The sequence below is a fragment of the Alicyclobacillus acidoterrestris genome, from assembly GCF_022674245.1.
Classification (GTDB): Bacteria; Bacillota; Bacilli; order Alicyclobacillales; family Alicyclobacillaceae; genus Alicyclobacillus; species Alicyclobacillus acidoterrestris.
The window spans coordinates 483,760-502,589 of sequence record NZ_CP080467.1 but is presented as its reverse complement, the minus strand read 5'-3'; the positions used below and the strand labels follow the sequence as shown (position 1 = coordinate 502,589).

Here is an 18,830-nt window from a genome sequence, read left to right as displayed (position 1 = left end):
CATCGTAAAACTCATCACTCGTATAATACAGCATAATAGAACATACGTTCGCGTGGAGGTACATCAAAAATGGAGCGACCTACTGCTGAAATAAGGCGTTTGCTATTGCTCGGTCTACTGAGAGATTACATACAGCAAGAAATCGCACATCTTAAGGATGACCTAAAAAAGGCCAATCTCTCCATTAGCGAAATACAAACCAATGAACTTGACATCACCGTTAAATTTGTCAACAACGGCATGTATGATCAAGGAATTTACATGCGAAAAATGCTTGATGCTGAAATAAAAAACCGAGCGAAACGGACGGGGTTGATCATATGAAATGGATATACGGCTTGTGTGATATGCAGAGCTTCTATGCATCGTGTGAGGTAGCATCGAGGCCGGAGTTCGCCGCTCGCCGCAAGGAGTTTGACGATTCGACCGACCCGCCGTTAGTGGTATCTGGGGACCCGACTAGACGCAGCGGCATCGTGCTGGCCGCCACGCCGACCGCTAAGAAGTTTGGTGTAAGTAATGCCATGCGACTCGGTGAGGCACAACGTCTCGTCCCAGGACTCATTGTTGTCCGTCCGCGCATGGGATTTTATCTTGAGACGTCCGTGCGTATTCAGGAGACCATGCGACTGCATTTTCCACTGCAGGAGCAGTTCAGCGTTGACGAGGGCTTTTTCGCGCTGCCCGCCGATTGGCCTTTGTTTCCAGATCCGATTGAGGCAGCGCGTAAGCTTCAGGCAAAGATATGGGACACTTTCCGTATCCGCTGCCGTATTGGGCTGGGGCAGAATAAATGGGTGGCCAAGATGACCAACGCAAAGGCAAAGAAAACGCCTGGTGGCATCGTATGGTGGAAAGAGAATGACATACCTACACAGCTCCACCCACTTAAAGTCGAAGAGATGTGGGGGCTTAAAAAGCGTGCTGAAACGCTCCGGCGTGAGTTCAAGGTCGACACAATTGGTGATGTGGCGCGGATACCGGTTGGACAGCTACGGGCACGCTTTGGCGTGTGGGGTGACGTTATTCACCGATGGTCCCATGGTCAAGACATCAGTGAAATCAATCCAAACAGCTACCATGCGCCTCACAAGGGGTTTTCGCATCGTACAACACTGCCCAAGGGACTTTTATGAGCGTTCCGAGGTCGCAGTGGTCATTTTGGAACTGCTCGATGAGGTTTGCTATCGCCTGCGCCGCGCCAATCAGCATGGCCGACGTGTCGGTTTAGGCGTGACCTATGAGCGCATGGAAGGTGGCTTCTGGAAGGCGAAGACCCTGTCACGTCACACGAATTCTCCGGAGGAATTGTACCCGGAACTCTTGGCCCTCCTCGAGTAAGCGTCAAATCCTCCACACACTTGACTTCGCTGGTTGTAGCAATAATAATGACAATCGATAAAATTCCCCGCCTGAATGTCAGACGGGGAATCACGTGTTTTATGATTTGCCTTTAGGTGCACGTACTTCCTCAGGCAATCGCGGTGACCAAGGTAGGAACTGATCTAACGAGTCATTATCGTTGATGTCGATGTTGGGCAATTGCTCAAATAGATATCTGAGATACGCAAACGGGTTGAGGCGATTCTCTTTCGCCGTCTCCACCAAACTGTAGGTAATCGCACTGGCCTTCGCCCCGCGCGGCGTATTACTGAACAACCACGCCTTTCGACCGATCACAAAGGGTTTAATCGACCGTTCACTTCGGTTGTTATCCAACTCCAGATTCCCGTCTTCCAAGAAAACAACGAGCTTGCTCCATTGATTGATGCAATACGTAATCGCTTTGCCTAAAGCGCTCTTTGGCAACACGAGTGCGCTCTGCTCATGAAGCCATGCTGAAAAAGCGTCAAGCACTGGTCGACTTTGCTTTTCCCGTCCTGCTCGGCGTTCTTCTGCAGTGGCGTTTTTTAGCCCGCGCTCAATTTTGAATAACTCGTTGCAATATTGAAGCCCGCTCCTTGCGGTTGAAGGCTTCTTCTGCTCGGCCGCCGGTAGCGTCTGCAGTGCGTCATTGAAGCCGCGACGGGCATGCGACCAACACCCAACCAGTGTGGCGTTCTCCAGGTCGTGGTAACCGGGATATCCATCTACGTGAAGATACCCCTTGAACCCTTGAAGAAACTTCTTCGGATGCTCCTTCGACCGAGTTTCTTGATAGTCGTACAGAACAATTGGTGGCCCATCACGCCCGCTTCGGTACAGCCACATATATGATTTCGAATCGGCCGCCCGCCCTGGCTCGTGCAGCACTTGCAGTGTCGTCTCATCTGCGTGTAAGTAACGCTGGGTAAGTAGTTCCTCATGGAGCCTTTCGAATATGGGGCTGAGCCAACGCGTGGCTCCGGCCACCACCCAATTTGCCATGGTCTGGCGAGAGATGGCTAAGCCCTGTCGGGTAAACTGCTGTTCCTGCCGATACAAGGGCATACCTTCTACAAACTTCTTGTTCATGATATAAGCCACCATGGATGGGGACGCCAAACTCCCCGGAAACGCTGGGCGTGGCGTGCTCGCCTTGACCACGGGAGGATGAATTTCAACCTTCTCACACGGTCGGCAGCCGTAGACATATTGCACACGCTCAACGACGACCGTTTGCGCCGGAATATGCTTAAGTTCTCGGCGTATCTCTGCGCTCATTTCGTGCATGAGTCCACCACAACACGGACAAACACGTTCCTCTTCCGATAAGCGATACTCTATCCGCTCAACAGGGAGGTGCGCCAGCATAGCTGCCCGCTGTCCAGGTTGCTTCTTACGCTGTTTTTGCGTCGCGTTTTCAACCGATGGCTCTTCTGCCTCGGGTTCTTCATCCGATGCCACTTCGGCCTCATTGAACAACCGCATCTGGTCAGCATCTGACTGCTCACTGGACATTCCGAAACGCTTTTGCCGATCCAGACGCCGTTGCTCAAGCAGCAGGTTCACTTGCTGTTTCAACTCGGCGTTCTCTTGCTCCAAGGACACGCAGCGTCGTTGTAAAACTTCTATTTGTTCGATGGTTTCTACCGATGTATTTTCCATACCCATTTCTTCGACACGCATGCCCGAAATCCTTGTCGTATCAAGATTTTCAATGATTTCCTCCATCGCATCCATAGCTGCTTCTGGACACTCAAACGACCGTTTGTGCCACCACCTTTGGATGGGCTTTCTGCTGGTTGAGGGACAATCCGTCCAGCAACCAATTCAACTCTCGGTGGCTAATGACAACCGTCTTATCCTCGGCCGAATTGGGCCACTCAAACCGGCCTCGTTCCAATCGTCGATAGAATAGCCAGAACCCGTTATGCTGCCAGCATAGAATTTTGAGCTTATCCCGTTGACGGTTACAAAAGACGAACAAACACGGAGAGAACGGGTCCAACTGAAATTGTGCTTGTACCAACGCAGCTAATCCGTCGATGCTCTTACGCATATCCGTGACACCGCACGCTAGATAGACTCGCTGCTCTGGACCGATGTTGCTCAGCATGAACCTACGAGCGTCCTGATTAGGTCGAGCAACAATTGGGCGTCATATCCCGGATGCACTTCAATCGCGGCTGCTCCGACTCGAACCAGCAAGGGAGTGTTCGTAACCGAAAGAGATTCCCGAATTTGCACTGGTAGAAAGTCAGGCGAAGAGGAAGGAGTTGAGGTGAGTTCACGAAAACGGCGCACCCAGTACCAGAGTTGATGTTCCTTGATACCATGGTCGGCACACCACGCTGCGCCACTTTGTCCGCTGTTGTGGAACGCGGTCACACACTCCTGCCAAGTTTCTCGCAACTGTGCCAAATTTGCTTTTGTCATGACCATGACCTCCTGAAAGGTTTTAACTACATTCTTTCAGGGTTTGCCCAGCCTCGCTAGGTGGGGAGAATTTGACGCTTACGTAACAAGACTTCATCGCCTGATTCTAAAAACGTCTCGGAAACCAGTGTAATGAGCTCATCTGCACCGTTGGTAACTATTAATTGTTCCGATGCCAAACCATACTTTGAGGCAATTGCTTGCTTTAAATCAGCAGTCTGAGCATCGGGATAACGATTGAGATCCGATAAAACAGCTGTGATTGCCTCTAAAGCTTTTGGCGAGGGACCAAGTGGGTTTTCGTTTGACGCTAGCTGTTACTGACATAGCATAACGTCCGAAAACTGACGGTGTAAGTTGACCGAGAACTGACGGATTCGCTGTCCAAGAACGCTTGCAAAAATGGGAAGGAAGTTTCCTCCCCTCCCGACAGTGTTTCTAAAGGTCGACGCTAACCAAATATCGCCGATTTTCTAAGAGTCCAAACGCGACGTCGCCGCTGATGATGTACCAAGATGTTCGTCCAAGCTCTAGCCGTCCACTAAGCGTTGTGCGTTCAATGTGAAATTGCACAATCTCCCCGCAGTGCAAACTGTACCACTCGTTTTTGCCCTCAACCACCCAACGCGACAACTCTTTGTCGTAGAACATCTGTAATCTCCGTGCCATCATGAGCATTCACCTTGAATGACGCGCTCGACCATGTGGTCGTCGATGATCCGTTGCCGATTTTGAGCCCCATACATGAGACAGTGCGTACAGAGTTTGTTGACCAGTCGTGGAGCTCCACCCGAGAAACGATAGATTTCATCGACAGCCTTATCCGAGAAAATAGATTGCTGTCCAGCTACCGCGTAGGCTAGATGACGTTCAATGTATGCCCCGACTTCAGCGCGGTCGTAGTGATGCAACTTACACTGCAGGTCAATGCGTTGCCGAATGGCGGCGTAAGCCTGTAAGTTGAGCCGTTCCCATAACTCATTTTGCCCGACGAGAATGAGCGCCATGGGGCTTTGCGCATCCATTTTAAAATTCAAAAGAAATCTTACTTCCTCGAGCATTTCCCGATCTAGCAGATGTGCTTCGTCTACGACCACAACTGGACTGAGGCTATGTATCCCACGCATCAGCTCAATCTCACGATGCAATTGACGTTTCGCGTCGCCGCGATAAAACTTAGCCTCGCAACCGAGTTGCTCGAGCATCCCCTTGTAAAAATGTCGTGGGGTCAGCTTAGAATCCGACAGGTACAGAATTTTGAACTTCGACTGTTCCAACGCCTCCGAGAAACGACGGATGGTTGTGGTTTTTCCGGTTCCACAATCTCCAGTCACCACTGCAAACCACTGACGCTCCGCAGCATACTTCAGCCGACCAAGAATGTCCTCCAGTGTAGATGACATGTAGAGTTCATCTGTTGGAATATCTCGTGAGAAGGGCGTGTGAGTAAAGCCGTAGAAGGATTTAAACACGACCATTCTCCTCCTTCCAGACCGTGTCATAGCGGACTGCAGGCGTGATACGCTCAATCCGCTCTTGATGCTTCTTCTCGGCTGCATCCAACAGACGAGATGTGTCAACGTTTTGGTTCTCGAACTGCTCTGGCAATTTAGGTCTTTGCCCAGCCCGTTCACCAATCACCAGTTCTCCCACAGTCCAAGGCTGGTGACCCGCGTATTCGATGGTGAGTTCCGTGATATCTGCAGGGTCGTATATGACATTCACCTTACAACCGATGAATGACAAACCCACTTCATACTTCTTACCCATGAAGTTGATACAACCGGACTTGTCCACTTTTCGAGTTTCGGCATGCAAAAAGGCATCCGCGATGCTCTCTGGTGAGATGAAACGAATGGCTTTACGGTCGCTACGATAGGCAGTCTCGGGGCTCATCTGATTCTGAAGTGCGGAGTGAGGTTGGTTCTGATAACATTCACTTAACCAGACCTCAAATTGTTGATTCAATTGTTCCAATGTCTTAGGTTTCGCCGCAGCGACTTCGTCCAGAAACGAGTCGACGATACGATTAAACCGTTCTACTTTTCCCTTCGACTCCGGCGCATAGGGTTTCGCGTAAAGCAGCCGTGTCCCGAGCTTTGAACAGGTTCGAGTCATCCATTTGGTTCTGAATTGTTTGCCGTTGTCAAAGTAGATAGCTTCTGGTATACCGTGCTTTTGTACAGCTTGGCGAAAGCAGTCTTCCACAATGGCTTGGTCCAGCGTGGGGTAAAACCTCCCGTGGAGAACAAAACGAGTTGCGTCATCCAACATAACCACGAGATAAACCTGTTGCTTTGAACCATTCGTTCCAATGGGGAGATAAGGGCCATACTTGATGTCCGATTGCCACAACTGATTGCGGTGACGGCGCTGAAACCTACGCGCTGCCACACCGGTTTCAGCATACATTCGCATGTGTCCAGCACTATATCCTCGACGAGCAAGTTTCTCTTGAAGAGTTGTTCTCCGAATTTCCCCAAGCGCCACTTTTCCTTCCCATTCGAGAATACGAATGATCTGCGAGACGCTTCGAGAAGGAACCTCTCTGCGCAACAAAATGGCCTCTTCCAGAATCTCATCCGGGATCACCTGAGCTCGACGGCTAGATTTTGACCTCGGTTTGAGTCCCTCAAAACCTTGTTCACGAAATGTAGCTAAATAGCGGCGCAATGTTCGTTCCGATAACCCGGTCTGTGCACAGATCTCTGCCTTGCGTCTGCGAAGTTGCGCTGAATCCAGTCCATCTTCCAAAAGTGGAGACAACAACTGAACACGATACACGGCCACATCCTCCGCTTTTTTCCAATCTTTCATGGCTAACCTCTCCTAGTATATTGATGTCACGTACTCCAAAGAGTTTTGAGATAAAATTCTCGTAGTGGTCGGGGTACTACGAACCTCTCCTTGGGACCATTGGTTCTCGACTTAAAGAGTGTAGTCCCCGCCTTGCGAGCGTTACGAATGAGCTGGATGTTGAAGGGTTTATACCCTATCTCCGAATCTCAAACTAGGTTGTAGATCGCAAGGTTGTGCGGATCCGACCCATTTGGAGGTACGTGCAATGTATTTTGTTGGTATTGATATTGCTAAGCGTAATCATGAAGCCTGCATGATCGATTCAACTGGGCAGAGCCAAGGCAAGACTTTGCGCTTCCCAAATACTCAGGCTGGAGGCCAGAAGCTCATTCAGTGGATGCAGAATGTCGATCACGATTTGTCATCCACAGAAGTCGCAATGGAGGCCACTGGTCACTACTGGTTGGCTCTACACTCGTTTCTCCGTAAACATGGCATACGGGTGCGTGTCATCAACCCATTCAGTCGGATGCCTTTCGAAACATGTACATTCGACAAACCAAGAATGACACGAAGGATGCATTCATCATTGCTGAAGTGTTGCGCTTTGGACGATACAGTACGACAGAACTCGGCAGTGATGAAATTGTTGCCTTGCGTCAATTGAGCCGATTCCGATTCAGTCTGGTAGACTCAATTTCAGACCTAAAGCGACAGGTCATCAGCGTGCTAGATATGCTGTTTCCCGAATACGAGCGACTCTTCTCAGACCTATTTGGTAAGACGTCCTCCGAATTATTGATGGAATACACAACACCGGAAGAGATCCTTGCCGTAGATACAGAAGAACTGGCGGCCTTCATTGCCAAACATAGTCGGAACCGTCTCGGACTGGACAAAGCGGAAGAACTCAAATCTGCCGCTGCTGCGTCGTTCGGCATCGACACAGCACTGGACGCGTATCGACTGCAATTGCGCCTGCTTCTCCAGCAGATTCGCTTCACAGAGGAGCAATTGGATTCACTGAACAGTGAGATCAAAAAGCGTCTCGAAGCCGTGGATACCAACCTTGTCACAATTCCAGGTATAGGTCCCGTCTTGGCTGCTGCCATTCTCGGTGAAATTGGCGATATAGCCCGATTTCCAACTGGCGTAAAGCTCGTTGCATTCGCCGGAATTGACCCTACAGTGCGTCATTCAGGAGAATTCACCGGAACGCGCAACCGAATGTCCAAACGTGGCTCACCTTATTTGCGCCGAGCCATCTGGCTTGCCGCAAGTGTCGCGAAGGTACACAGTCCAATTCTCAGAGATTTTTACGAACAGAAGCGGGCTCAAGGGAAACACCATTTAGCTGCAACCGGCGCCGTGGCGCGTAAATTGACATACATCATTCATGCCGTCTTACGGGATAAAAAGCCATACGAGCCAATCGCGTAAACCGAACGTCCCGTCTGAATATTCACATCAAGTCTGCTTCTGACAGGCTTATATAGATGCGTCCAAAAATCACTTCCCTTCATTGTTCTTAGAACTCAATTGAGTGCTTGACATTAGATAGCTGGTCTTCAAGTGGGGTTAGCCTGAATAGTAGACAGAGAAGAAGCGGACACACAGGCAGAACGGGTATGTGTCCACAAATGTAGATTTGCAATAGGGCGGACAGCACGGGCCATCCACCCGACGGCGTCGCCGACCAAATGTCCAATTCGATGGAGTGAGGATTGTGTTGGATAGGACGGTTCCAACACACGGCCGTGACGGTTTGCAATAGCAACCAGACAACCGGTAGCATACGAAGACCATGTCTCGAACCATTGACGGACACGGCGGATGGTGGATTCGTCCGCCCCCACTGAAGGGGATGATTCGGTAATGATCTGCTCTATACTTTCTCGGTCATAGCGCTTGTAGGGCACAAGAATATCTGGGAGTTCGTGGTGGATACGATGACACTCCGTGCAACGAAGGCGCCGAATGATAAGGGTGAGTTGGTCACCGTTACTCTGCGTATAACGTCTACGTCGGCTTCCGCATACAACAAGTTGGCCCTGACAGCAAGGACACGGGATGCATTCCTCACTCCGAACAAAAAACTCGGGTGGACTGCTCAACGAGCTGATAATCTGATAGAATTACCATACGAGTTGGGGACGTTTCCTGTTGCACTGTTCGGGCGGTGCAACGCAAAAGGAGACGTCCTTTTCCATTCCTAGGATAAGGACATGATATACGTCAACTCCCGGACAGGCAATTCAGTCAACTTTCGGCCATTATGGATTGGCCAAAACAGCTAGCTTAATAACACGTCTCAAACCCAACTCCTTCTGTACCTCCCAAATCGGTTTTCCCGGAGAGTAGGGTTTCATCTGATGTAAGACTTGTCGTGCACGAACTTTGGCTTTATCGGACATGTCTTTCCTCCCGACCGTGAGTATAAATCCCGCCGAACTCTGAACCATATTCGTGGAATGGCATATACAGTATACTCCCAGGTCCCGTTACGAAACCTGGAAATTAAACGACATAATCTAAATAGAAACGAGAATGAATACCGCTCTATGAACGTCGCCAGATTAAAGTCATCAATAAATTGTCTTGTATCTTTGCCCTCTAGCAAACTCCATCAATCGACACCATTGGAGTCACCTCACTGAGCTGCGGATGCAATTCAAATTTAGAGATAGACCAATTTGCTACTACCTTGGGCGGAGACGCAATAAATACAATAACAACATGGACGGCAATATCAGGATGAACCACAAAAGCCACATTGGCATCGACAATTCATCTCTTCTATAAGTGATTGCGTTAAACGAGTTCATAGAATCTAAAAGCACGCGGCTTTCCCACTATTTTTCGTTTTTTGACTTCATAAAACCGTTTACCACTGACGATTTGTAGTCGGTCTCCTAAACGAAAGTACAGCGTAAAACCACAGTTGTAGTCCCCATCATACGGTTTACTTCTACCCATAAAAATGAGCGAATTGTAATACGCAAATAACTATACTTAGGGATAGTATTTGTGTACAAAATGTGATGACTGAGGACCAATTCTTTCCCGTGTAAAGCTGGATACCGACGAGTGACGACACTTGCGTTTGTCGTCAAAAGTTTTGTTGTCCGCATTTTGTACACAACAACTACACTTATGGGGAGTTATGTTCACTACCTTAGGGATTTATTATCGAGGTGCATTCCAAGCCGTGCTAGCTAAGTTATAACTTCAAGCGCGTTAACCAATAGTAGACAGTACTATTATCTGCAGTGGAGGTTAGAAAACATGGTTCTGGTGCAAAAACATTTTAATACACCATATGTAGTGTGGATTCAGTTACGATACACCACTGTATATTGTGGTTTCGTGAATTTTTGCACCAGAACCCGCTTCCGAGCGCGAGTTCAGAGAAACTTTTGGTGATTACTGCTGCCGGGTAGGGTTAGACCGATTTCGTGAACTAATTACCAAAAAATAGATAGATGGTTGATCTTAGCGAGTGGATGTAAGCTAATACTGCCAACGCGAGGCTGTTGGCAGTATTACGGAATGTATACAAATAAACGAGGGAGACACAAAATTGAATCATCACGAAACCCCGTTATTTACAGCTCTAAAAGACCACATTGCGCGGGACCCAATCCAATTTCACATTCCTGGGCATAAACGTGGTCGCGGAATGAACAATGTGTTCCGAGATTTTATCGGTACAAACGCACTTGAGATGGATCTGATTAATATTGCACCATTGGATGACCTCCATCACCCCACTGGTCCAATTAAAGCCGCACAAGAATTGGCAGCCTCAGCGTTTAGAGCAGATTCTACGTTTTTTTCAGTGCAGGGCACGAGCTCCGCGATTGTCGCCATGATTATGTCCGCTGTGAAACCAGGCGATAAAATCCTTGTTCCACGAAACATACACAAATCCGTACTAACAGCATTAATTATCACGGGTGCACATCCAATTTTTTTGCACCCCAAATTGGATGAGACTTTCGGGATTGCACACGGACTCTCGGTAGAGTCTATTAAAGACGCACTTACTCAGCACTCTGACATCCGTGCCGTACTAGTGACAAATCCAACCTACTTTGGTGTCGCATGTGATTTAAAGCGTATCGTTGAGATTTCGCATGCTTTCGGTGTTCCAGTGTTAGTCGATGAAGCACATGGAACTCACACATATTTCCACGATTCCTTACCTCTGTCGGCGATGGCGGCTGGTGCAGATATTGCAGCCACCAGCGTGCACAAACTTGGAGGCTCACTTGTAGGTGCAAGCATTCTGAATGTGCGAAGCGGGATAATTGACCCGCTTCATGTTCAAGTCATTATGAGTATGCTCACCACAACCTCAACATCGTACCTTATGCTTGCTTCCTTAGATGCCGCAAGACAAGATTTAGTTCTGCACGGACGAGAGCGATTTGAACGGGCGATTCAAATGGCGAATCGAATACGGGATGAAATTAATGGCATACCGGGGTTGAGGTGTCTAGACAAACGGGTTCTTCAAGATAGTGCAACATATCAAATCGATGCTACGAAGTTAACGATATCGGTGAAAGACTTGGGTATTCGTGGTTATGACGTTGAATTGATGCTGCGTAAAGAATTCAATATCGAGGTCGAATTAAGTGATCTATACAACATACTTTGTATTTTCACCGGTTCCGAAACAGAGAACGATATGGCACAACTTGTGAGAGGACTGCGATTCATCGCTGAAGGATTTTCGAAGTATAGTAGGACGCCTGAGGTATCCGTTAAATTGCCACCTTTACCCGTCCTGCAGATAACCCCTAGAGAGGCGTTCTATGCCAAAACCAAGCGTGTTCGTCTATCTGAGGCGGTTGGTGAAACCATTGCCGAAACGATTATGGTGTATCCTCCCGGAATTCCGATACTGTTACCTGGGGAAATGGTCACGCAGGAGGCGATCGACTTTACTGAAGAAAACCTCCGTGCAGGACTGCCTGTGCAGGGTACCGACGATCCAGAGATTCAGTATGTAAAAGTTGTCTGCTCAAGGTCATAAATACTGTATACAAAGACAAACCACAATAAATGCGTTGGATGTAGGACGTCATGAACATGATGGTTGTTTGGTAAATTCTATCCACAGTATCAAGAAGAGCCAGTTGGGGTACGCGTGAAAGAGGATAAAGAAGAGATGTTCTTCAGCGTTTATCCCTCTGGGCAGTATCTAAATACCATGCGACACAATAAAAAGAGGTGATCGGTTGTTTATCAAGTCGACTCTCAAGGTCTTTGCAAGATTTTATTGTTGAGAGGGGTGTGCCCATCACCAGCAACGAGACGGAACAATAGTATGCCCCGGTAAGGGGCATTTCCAATTTGCATTAAGCGACTGCCTATCCAACAGCCTAAAGGACACTTGGCTCCCGCCCTTGGTGACTCGACGGACTTCATCACCCCATTATCAAAATTGACTGAACGAAATGTGGTCCTCCCCATGTCATGTAGAGTAAACGAATATAACAGCCGAGGAAGGATTGACGATCGTCACCGAAAAACTCTTTCCCATTGTAACCAATAATTCTATCGATGTCCTTCTCGTTTAGCTTTTGGTGGACACTGAATTTCGATTATAATCGTTGATAAAAAATACTCAAACTCAAAATGACACTCAAGTCGCTTGAATGTGGTGGTTTGGACCGCACGCGAATTCATCATATAATTCGTTCGAAGAGTTGTATCCATTCAATTGATTCATGACGAAACCAACCAATTTATTCGAGTCCGGAATGGGGTGACCATCGATGAATTGGAAACCGGATGCAAGTATGAAGGAACCAATTTTTCGCCAAATTGCCAAGCACTTTGAGTCTTTGATCATCGAAGGGAAACTAGCTCCTGGGGAGCCGCTACCGGCAGAGCGAAAATTTGCCGAGGAATTGGGCGTAAACCGAAGCACAGTCGTATCGGCTTACGCAGAGCTGCGTGCCACTGGGCTCGTCCAATCTGTTCAAGGGAGCGGAACGCGTGTAAGTGAGCGTATGTGGGGTGTGTCTGCGCGGAAAGTCCCAAATTGGAGACAATATACACTGGAAGCATCTTTTCGCCCGACGTTGCCACTCATAAGCAAACTTCGAAGTGCCAGTACGGATCCAACAAAGATCAACCTAGCCAGGGGGGAATTGTCAGAAGATCTACTTCCACGTCGAGAAGTTCAAGAGCTCCTTCATCGGATGAACATCGACGATTCTCTGGGCTACAGCCATCCGCAAGGAAGTTTGCGGCTTCGTGAAACCTTGTGTGACCATCTTCGAAAAGCGAACGGAATTTACACTGATCCGGAACATATTCTAATCACTTCAGGATCCCAACAAGCACTTCATCTGATTACGCAATGTCTTCTCGCTCCAGGTGATGCCATAGGACTTGAAGGTCCCTCGTATGCTTACTCATTACCGCTATTTTCATCAGCGGGATTACGATTATTCCGCATTCCGGTAGATGACGACGGTTTGGACCCGATTTCGGTTAAAGAACTGTATCAAAAGCACATGATAAAAATGGTCTTCGTAAATCCAACTTATCAGAATCCCACTGGAACCACGCTTTCCCTCTCCCGACGAAAGCAACTCTTAGAAATCTGTGAAGAATTGCGGATTCCGATTGTAGAAGATGGTGCTTACTCAGAAATTCGCTTGGACAAATCAGAGGCACCTTCGAATGCCCTCGTTACGCTACACGGAAACAGCGACCTTGTGATTTACGTTGGCAGCCTGTCCAAAACAGCCGCGCCAGGGTTACGTATTGGATGGGTAATTGCGCCTTCTGCGGTCATCCGTAGAATGGCAGACGCCAAGGAACAAATGGACTTTGGGATGAACACGGTCGTCCAAGAATTGGCTAATTTGTACCTGAGGACTGGTTGGCGTGACCATCTTCAAAGGCTTACCCGAGAACTTACCAAACGACGGAATTCTATGCTGATGTCCCTTCAATCCAATGCCGAGGAACTCTGCGTTTGGAATAAACCTCTTGGGGGGTACCATATCTGGTGTCGCCTGAAACATATCATATCTGACGCGGAATTGCTCGATGCGTGTATTCAAAACGGTGTTATAGTAACTCTTGGGATCGTCTACGGGCTGAGCATGGATTCATACGTTTAACGTATGCCCGATCTGCGGAAAACGACATTTACGAAGGCATAAAACGATTTGTACATGTCATCCGTGAACTGTCTGAAAGGTAAGAGCAAAAACCACTTACATGATCTAGTCAGTTTTCGAAGAGGGCAATACTATATTGTTTTTTCGGTTCTGGTGCAAAGATTATGAGCAATAGAGACTGAGCCATCTATCATTTTTTCGATTATGCAGATAAACCAAACAGGTGATTGATGAACTCCGCGACGTTAGAGACAGGCGAGTGCTGTAACTCGACCTGTCCCTTCCTCAACATCTTGCAAAGCCTCGCCAGCGGACTGAAACGATTTGAACCCAACATCGGTTAGAGTCTTAGGTAGTGGTGTAAATTCCACGGCTAGATCTTGACGAAAAAGCCATCGAGTGCAATCTACTAAAAGTGTCGAGCAATTAGTAGGGAGGCACATCGATGGCTTCTACAGACAAGATCGCACTTTTGGAGTTAATTCGCAAGATCGGATTAGAAGATGGTGATGTCGATTTTTTGAAGGAAGGGCTGAGAGTCCTAACCCAGGCAGTGATGGAGGCTGAAGTGAGCTCCTTGATTGGCGCTGAACGGTATGAGCGCAGTGAGAAACGCAGCAATAGCCGTAATGGTTACAGAGAACGGGAATGGGACACCCGTGTCGGAACGATTGATTTGCAGATTCCGAAGCTTCGGAAAGGAAGCTACTTCCCCAGCATGCTAGAGCCTCGGCGGAAAGCTGAGAAGGCGTTGCTGTCCGTTGTTCAAGAGGCGTATGTGCATGGTGTGAGCACCCGCAAGGTGGACGAGTTGGTTGAGTCTATGGGCATTCAAGGAATTAGCAAGAGTGAAGTATCTCGTATCTGCAAAGAGTTAGACGAAGTAGTGCAGGAATTTAAAAACCGCCCACTTGAGGGGACATACCCATATCTATGGTTGGATGCGACATTCCCGAGAGTCCGTGAAGGCGGACGAGTTCAGAGTATGGCATTTGTAATTGCAATTGGCGTGCGAGACACCGGTGAGCGTGAGGTGTTGGGGTTTGACATTGGGACTAGTGAGGATGGCTCGTTTTGGCTGACATTCATCCGAAGTCTGGTTGCGCGTGGGTTGCGTGGTGTACAGCTGGTAATTAGTGATGCTCACGAAGGACTGCGCAGTGCGATTGGCTCTGCGTTGACCGGAGCGACCTGGCAGCGCTGTCGAGTTCATACAATGCGCAACATCCTCAGCCAGGTGCCTAGAGCGTCGCAACCGATGGTCTCGTCTATTGTCCGGACCATATTCGCTCAGCCAACACAGGAAACAGCCAAACAGCAACTGGATGTGGTCGTAGAGCAACTTCGTGGAAAGTTTCCAAAGGCGATGGATGTCTTGGAACGTGCAGAGGAAGACGTGCTAGCGTACATGGCATTCCCGAAGGAACACTGGAAACAGATATGCTCGACAAACCCACTTGAGCGCTTAAATCGTGAACTCAGGCGACGCTTCGATGTCGTTGGTATCTTCCCGAACCGAGAGTCTGTCATTCGTCTAGGCGGAGCAATCCTCCAGGAACAGAACGATGAATGGATTGTAGCAAGGCGCTACTTTAGCCGAGAGTCAATGGCAAAACTCATGAGCACTCAAGAACCGCAATTACTGGCGCCAACGTCAGTTTTGCATAAATAGCCGACACGAAGTGGTTGCACTCAATTTACACCACTTGACGGGACACCACCCAACATCGGGTTCGTAATCTTCTTAATGAATCGATGGTCTTGTTCAACAATGTTATTCAGATATTTCGTTTTCCGCATTAGGGTTGCTTGAGGTATGACCGTTTCGCATTTCAATTGCTGTAGTGTCGGAGGATACGCAGGGTTTTTATCCACGCTGATAACTCGTGGCGCCTGATTGTGTGGAGAAGATAACGCCTTTTTAAAGAATCGCTTTTCGGCGAGGACATCTCGATCCGTAGACAGCATGAATTCAATAGTTTGCCCATTAGAATCCCACCGATCTATAAAGATGAGCGTTTTGCAGAATTCGATTTTTCACCGTTTCTCGCACATATATAGTGTACGAAATATCAATGGAACACTATATATAGTGTCAAATGCGTTGTGAACGTTAATTCTGCAAAACGCTCAAGATAATATAGGTTTCGTCACCCCTGTAGGAATCGGTAGTTGACTTCAAGAAACGACGAATGCGTGTATCGATCTCAGGACCATACTGGTGAACCCACCGCATGATAGTAGTATGAGAAACCTGAACTCCTCTTTCCTTGAGCAGTTCGACGATATCCCGGTAGCTTAAGCTGTATTGCAAATATCACCGAACAGCCGTCAGGATAATATGAGATTCGAAGTGCTTCCATTTGAACGCATGCATACCATGACAGCCTCATCCCTGAAATTTCTAGCATGCCTGGTGTTTTTGCACCAGAACCCCATTATATCCGTCGTCTTTCCGGAATGTGGATTTCACAAATACGCCCCATAACATTCGCAAAGAGTTCGACAGTGTGTCGAAAGTGGATCCAACTTGTGAATGAACATTTAACAGTCCTTTACATAATTTTGAACCCTTTCGTTTGTTTATTTCTTCTACCCTAAACGGAAGTATACTCCTCTCGTCATCTAAGAGATGTCGACAAGAAAACATCCAAAATAAGGAGGCGAGCCCCACATGGCGGTGGATCTGGCGAGGTGGCAATTTGGAGTGACGACAGTGTATCACTTCTTATTTGTTCCACTCACTATCGGGCTTGGATTTCTTATCGCGATCTTGGAATCCATCTATGTCGCGAAGAACGATGAAAAGTACAAAAAAATGGCTCAGTTCTGGATGAAGTTCTTTCTTATCAACCTGGCGATCGCTGTTGTCACAGGTATCTTTCAAGAGTTTCAATTTGGAATGAATTGGTCAACATATTCTCGCTTTGTTGGCGACGTGTTTGGTCCGTCACTCGCCGTCGAGGGTCTGGCAGCATTCTTTCTCGAATCAACATTTCTTGGCGTTTGGTTGTTCGGATGGGAACGTCTGCCGAAGAAAGTACATCTTGCTTCCATTTGGTTAGTGTCCCTAGGCAGTACATTATCCGCGTTTTGGATTCTGACAGCAAATGCATTCATGCAGGAACCCATGGGTTATGCGATTCACGACGGACGTGCGGAAATGACATCGTTTGGCGCAATACTGACAAATCCGCAGTTGTGGGTTGAATTCCCACACGTATTTTTTGGAGCCATCGCCACAGGCTCGTTCTTTATGGTTGGCATTAGTGCCTGGTACCTGCTCCGAAAACGATCCATCGATCTCTTTCAACCATCGTTTCGCATTGCGACAGTGGTTGCCTTGATATCCAGCATTCTCACCGCTGTCGTCGGACACGAACAAGCACAACACGAGGTGGTTGCCCAGCCGATGAAAATGGCGGCGGCAGAAGCGTTATGGAACACGAGTCCGCTACATGCTCCGGAAACTTTGATCGCTGGAATTGATGCTGCCGGTCACCATAATACGTTTGCAATCAAAATCCCGTATTTGCTAAGCATTCTATCGTACAATCGGCTGTCCGGTCGTGTGCAAGGTATCAATCAATTACAACAGCAATTTGTTCAAAAATACGGTCCAGGAAACTACATTCCGAACGTCTATATTTCGTTTTGGACATTTCGCATCATGGTTGGTGCAGGCTCATTAATGGTTCTTTTGAGCTTGATCGGCCTTGTGCTTTTCCTACGCGACCGCGAATTGAAGCACGGTTGGTTTCTCAAATCGATGCTGGCAGCTATTGCGTTACCTTACATCGCGAATACAGCAGGTTGGATTTTTACTGAAATGGGGCGTCAACCCTGGATCGTCTACGGGCTTCTTCAAACGCGAGATGCCGTCTCGCCAACAGTTTCTAATGCCAATGTCCTCTTCACGCTCGTCGGATTTGCGTTCGTCTACATCGTTCTTCTCACAATCGGTGTGTATCTAGCCGCTCGAGCAGTCCGTCAGGGACCCGACGATGAAAATGAGCGCGAAGACGGTATACCATCCAATTTGTTGCTTGAACCGTCGGGGGGGAGTGCAAGTTGACGTTGAATAGTCTCTGGTTTGCGCTGATTGTCATTTTGTTTACAGGTTTCTTCGTGTTGGAAGGGTTCGACTTCGGCGTTGGCATCCTTGCTCCGATTGTCGGCAAGTCGGACGAAGAAAGACGTTTGCTGTACAATTCCATCGGGCCCTTCTGGGATGGCAACGAGGTTTGGTTGATTGCGGCCGGCGGTGCGATGTTTGCAGCATTTCCGCAGTGGTACGCCACGTTGTTCAGTGGATTTTACATCCCTTTGTTTCTGCTCGTGATCGCGCTGATCGCCCGCGGAGTTGGCCTCGAGTACCGTAGCAAACTTCCAGCGCAACATTGGCGCAAGGCGTGGGATACAGCCATTTTCTTGGGGAGCGTATTGCCACCGATCATCTGGGGGATTGCATTGGCAAACATTATGAAAGGTGTACCCATCGATGCCCAGATGAACGACGTCGGATCCCTTTGGGGGCTCGTTAACCTCTACAGCGTCGTTTGTGCCATCGCGCTGATGTTGCTCTTCGCTACACACGGAGCTTTGTTCTTGACACTGAAAACGACCGGTGAAATCCAGACGCGTGCCCGCAAAGCCGCGCGCAGAACCGGCCTTTGGACGACGATATTCATGTTAATATTCGTGATCTTGAGCTACTTTTACTCGAGCATTTTTTCCAAAACGGGGATCGATCCTGGCACCATTGCGGTGCTTGCAGGTATCTCCCTAATTTCCGTGCCGTTCTTCATTCGTGCAAAGAAAGATGGTTGGGCGTTTCTAATGACATCGTTCACCATTGTATTTTCGACCATCACCGTATTTATCGATCTGTTCCCGAGGGTAATGGTGTCATCGCTCAATCCAAATTGGAGCTTAACGATCTACAATGCGGCTTCAAACCCTTATTCGTTACACGTGATGACTTGGATCGCCCTGACGTTGATCCCTATCATCCTTGGCTACACGATTTGGACATTTTGGACGTTTCGTAAACGGCTTTCCCTACACGACCATATGGAGTATTGA

Annotated in this window: 15 protein-coding genes and 4 pseudogenes; 9 read left to right on the top strand and 10 right to left on the bottom strand. The window is 48.2% G+C overall.

Annotated features, from left to right (window positions below; genetic code table 11):
* Nucleotides 1-69 precede the first annotated feature (69 nt).
* The 3 genes from K1I37_RS02360 to K1I37_RS02350 are packed head-to-tail and all read left to right on the top strand — an operon-like array spanning nt 70 to nt 1,341.
* On the top strand, nt 70-324 hold the full coding sequence (locus K1I37_RS02360; RefSeq protein WP_021295810.1) for a YhjD family protein: 255 nt from the start codon (nt 70-72) through the stop codon (nt 322-324).
* Nucleotides 321-1,136: a Y-family DNA polymerase gene (locus tag K1I37_RS02355; RefSeq protein WP_021295811.1), complete on the top strand. Its 816-nt coding sequence runs from the start codon at nt 321-323 to the stop codon at nt 1,134-1,136. Before K1I37_RS02360 ends, K1I37_RS02355 begins: the two co-directional genes overlap by 4 nt.
* 16 nt (nt 1,137-1,152) lie before the next feature.
* Nucleotides 1,153-1,341, top strand: coding sequence for a DinB/UmuC family translesion DNA polymerase (locus tag K1I37_RS02350; protein ID WP_021295812.1), 189 nt, complete (start codon nt 1,153-1,155; stop codon nt 1,339-1,341).
* Nucleotides 1,342-1,440: 99 nt separating this feature from the next.
* Here the strand turns inward: K1I37_RS02350 and tnpC are convergent, their stop codons facing one another.
* From tnpC to K1I37_RS02320, 6 genes are all read right to left on the bottom strand, one after another.
* Nucleotides 1,441-3,033, bottom strand: coding sequence for an IS66 family transposase (tnpC, locus tag K1I37_RS02345; RefSeq protein WP_146824594.1), 1,593 nt, complete (start codon nt 3,031-3,033; stop codon nt 1,441-1,443).
* A gap of 85 nt (nt 3,034-3,118) precedes the next feature.
* Nucleotides 3,119-3,478 (bottom strand): IS66 family insertion sequence element accessory protein TnpB, encoded by a 360-nt coding sequence (gene tnpB, locus K1I37_RS02340; protein WP_021295101.1) that lies wholly within the window; start codon nt 3,476-3,478, stop codon nt 3,119-3,121.
* Nucleotides 3,472-3,798, bottom strand: a complete 327-nt coding sequence (gene tnpA, locus K1I37_RS02335) for an IS66 family insertion sequence element accessory protein TnpA (RefSeq protein ID WP_021295100.1) — start codon at nt 3,796-3,798, stop codon at nt 3,472-3,474. Before tnpA ends, tnpB begins: the two co-directional genes overlap by 7 nt.
* A gap of 438 nt (nt 3,799-4,236) precedes the next feature.
* Complete coding sequence (locus K1I37_RS02330) at nt 4,237-4,467, bottom strand: DUF5348 domain-containing protein (RefSeq protein WP_242215969.1); 231 nt, start codon at nt 4,465-4,467, stop codon at nt 4,237-4,239.
* Nucleotides 4,467-5,270 (bottom strand): ExeA family protein, encoded by an 804-nt coding sequence (locus K1I37_RS02325; protein WP_322790869.1) that lies wholly within the window; start codon nt 5,268-5,270, stop codon nt 4,467-4,469. Before K1I37_RS02325 ends, K1I37_RS02330 begins: the two co-directional genes overlap by 1 nt.
* Nucleotides 5,263-6,615, bottom strand: a complete 1,353-nt coding sequence (locus K1I37_RS02320) for a DDE-type integrase/transposase/recombinase (RefSeq protein ID WP_242215967.1) — start codon at nt 6,613-6,615, stop codon at nt 5,263-5,265. Before K1I37_RS02320 ends, K1I37_RS02325 begins: the two co-directional genes overlap by 8 nt.
* A 247-nt stretch (nt 6,616-6,862) precedes the next feature.
* Here K1I37_RS02320 and K1I37_RS02315 point away from each other — a divergent pair.
* Nucleotides 6,863-8,037: pseudogene (locus K1I37_RS02315) on the top strand (IS110 family RNA-guided transposase).
* A 128-nt stretch (nt 8,038-8,165) separates the two neighbouring features.
* On the opposite strand, the gene K1I37_RS21720 reads toward K1I37_RS02315, so the two are convergent.
* Together K1I37_RS21720 and K1I37_RS02310 are read right to left on the bottom strand one after the other, a co-directional pair.
* A complete protein-coding gene (locus K1I37_RS21720) occupies nt 8,166-8,711 on the bottom strand; it encodes a DUF6431 domain-containing protein (RefSeq protein ID WP_407653184.1) in 546 nt (181 codons plus the stop codon).
* Between the two features lie 162 nt (nt 8,712-8,873).
* A pseudogene (locus tag K1I37_RS02310) lies at nt 8,874-9,011 on the bottom strand (histidinol-phosphate transaminase); the annotation flags it as partial.
* A gap of 1,166 nt (nt 9,012-10,177) precedes the next feature.
* Here K1I37_RS02310 and K1I37_RS02305 point away from each other — a divergent pair.
* The 3 genes from K1I37_RS02305 (at nt 10,178) to K1I37_RS02295 (ending at nt 15,417) form a co-directional block, all read left to right on the top strand.
* Nucleotides 10,178-11,638, top strand: a complete 1,461-nt coding sequence (locus K1I37_RS02305) for an aminotransferase class I/II-fold pyridoxal phosphate-dependent enzyme (protein WP_021295041.1) — start codon at nt 10,178-10,180, stop codon at nt 11,636-11,638.
* Between the two features lie 745 nt (nt 11,639-12,383).
* Nucleotides 12,384-13,745, top strand: a complete 1,362-nt coding sequence (locus K1I37_RS02300) for an aminotransferase-like domain-containing protein (RefSeq protein WP_021295042.1) — start codon at nt 12,384-12,386, stop codon at nt 13,743-13,745.
* A gap of 445 nt (nt 13,746-14,190) precedes the next feature.
* Nucleotides 14,191-15,417, top strand: a complete 1,227-nt coding sequence (locus tag K1I37_RS02295) for an IS256 family transposase (protein ID WP_206920083.1) — start codon at nt 14,191-14,193, stop codon at nt 15,415-15,417.
* 47 nt (nt 15,418-15,464) lie between these two features.
* Here the strand turns inward: K1I37_RS02295 and K1I37_RS02290 are convergent.
* Both K1I37_RS02290 and K1I37_RS02285 read right to left on the bottom strand, forming a co-directional pair.
* Nucleotides 15,465-15,740: pseudogene (locus tag K1I37_RS02290) on the bottom strand (DDE-type integrase/transposase/recombinase); the annotation flags it as partial.
* 142 nt (nt 15,741-15,882) lie between these two features.
* Nucleotides 15,883-16,122: pseudogene (locus K1I37_RS02285) on the bottom strand (IS6 family transposase); the annotation flags it as partial.
* 297 nt (nt 16,123-16,419) lie between these two features.
* On the opposite strand from K1I37_RS02285, the gene K1I37_RS02280 reads away from it, so the two are divergent.
* Together K1I37_RS02280 and cydB are read left to right on the top strand one after the other, a co-directional pair.
* Nucleotides 16,420-17,820, top strand: coding sequence for a cytochrome ubiquinol oxidase subunit I (locus K1I37_RS02280; RefSeq protein ID WP_021295089.1), 1,401 nt, complete (start codon nt 16,420-16,422; stop codon nt 17,818-17,820).
* The gene (cydB, locus tag K1I37_RS02275) at nt 17,817-18,830 is read left to right on the top strand and encodes a cytochrome d ubiquinol oxidase subunit II (protein ID WP_021295090.1); all 1,014 of its coding nucleotides are present in this window, start codon (nt 17,817-17,819) and stop codon (nt 18,828-18,830) included. The genes K1I37_RS02280 and cydB overlap by 4 nt, the downstream gene beginning before the upstream one ends.

Excerpts from the sequence above, each read along its gene's own strand:
- K1I37_RS02360 (WP_021295810.1), top strand. The coding sequence starts at position 70 with ATGGAGCGACCTACTGCTGAAATAAGGCGTTTGCTATTGCTCGGTCTA.
- K1I37_RS02355 (WP_021295811.1), top strand. The coding sequence starts at position 321 with ATGAAATGGATATACGGCTTGTGTGATATGCAGAGCTTCTATGCATCG.
- tnpC (WP_146824594.1), bottom strand. The coding sequence starts at position 3,033 with ATGGGTATGGAAAATACATCGGTAGAAACCATCGAACAAATAGAAGTT.
- tnpB (WP_021295101.1), bottom strand. The coding sequence starts at position 3,478 with ATGCTGAGCAACATCGGTCCAGAGCAGCGAGTCTATCTAGCGTGCGGT.
- tnpA (WP_021295100.1), bottom strand. The coding sequence starts at position 3,798 with ATGACAAAAGCAAATTTGGCACAGTTGCGAGAAACTTGGCAGGAGTGT.
- K1I37_RS02330 (WP_242215969.1), bottom strand. The coding sequence starts at position 4,467 with ATGGCACGGAGATTACAGATGTTCTACGACAAAGAGTTGTCGCGTTGG.
- K1I37_RS02320 (WP_242215967.1), bottom strand. The coding sequence starts at position 6,615 with ATGAAAGATTGGAAAAAAGCGGAGGATGTGGCCGTGTATCGTGTTCAG.
- K1I37_RS02300 (WP_021295042.1), top strand. The coding sequence starts at position 12,384 with ATGAATTGGAAACCGGATGCAAGTATGAAGGAACCAATTTTTCGCCAA.
- K1I37_RS02295 (WP_206920083.1), top strand. The coding sequence starts at position 14,191 with ATGGCTTCTACAGACAAGATCGCACTTTTGGAGTTAATTCGCAAGATC.
- K1I37_RS02280 (WP_021295089.1), top strand. The coding sequence starts at position 16,420 with ATGGCGGTGGATCTGGCGAGGTGGCAATTTGGAGTGACGACAGTGTAT.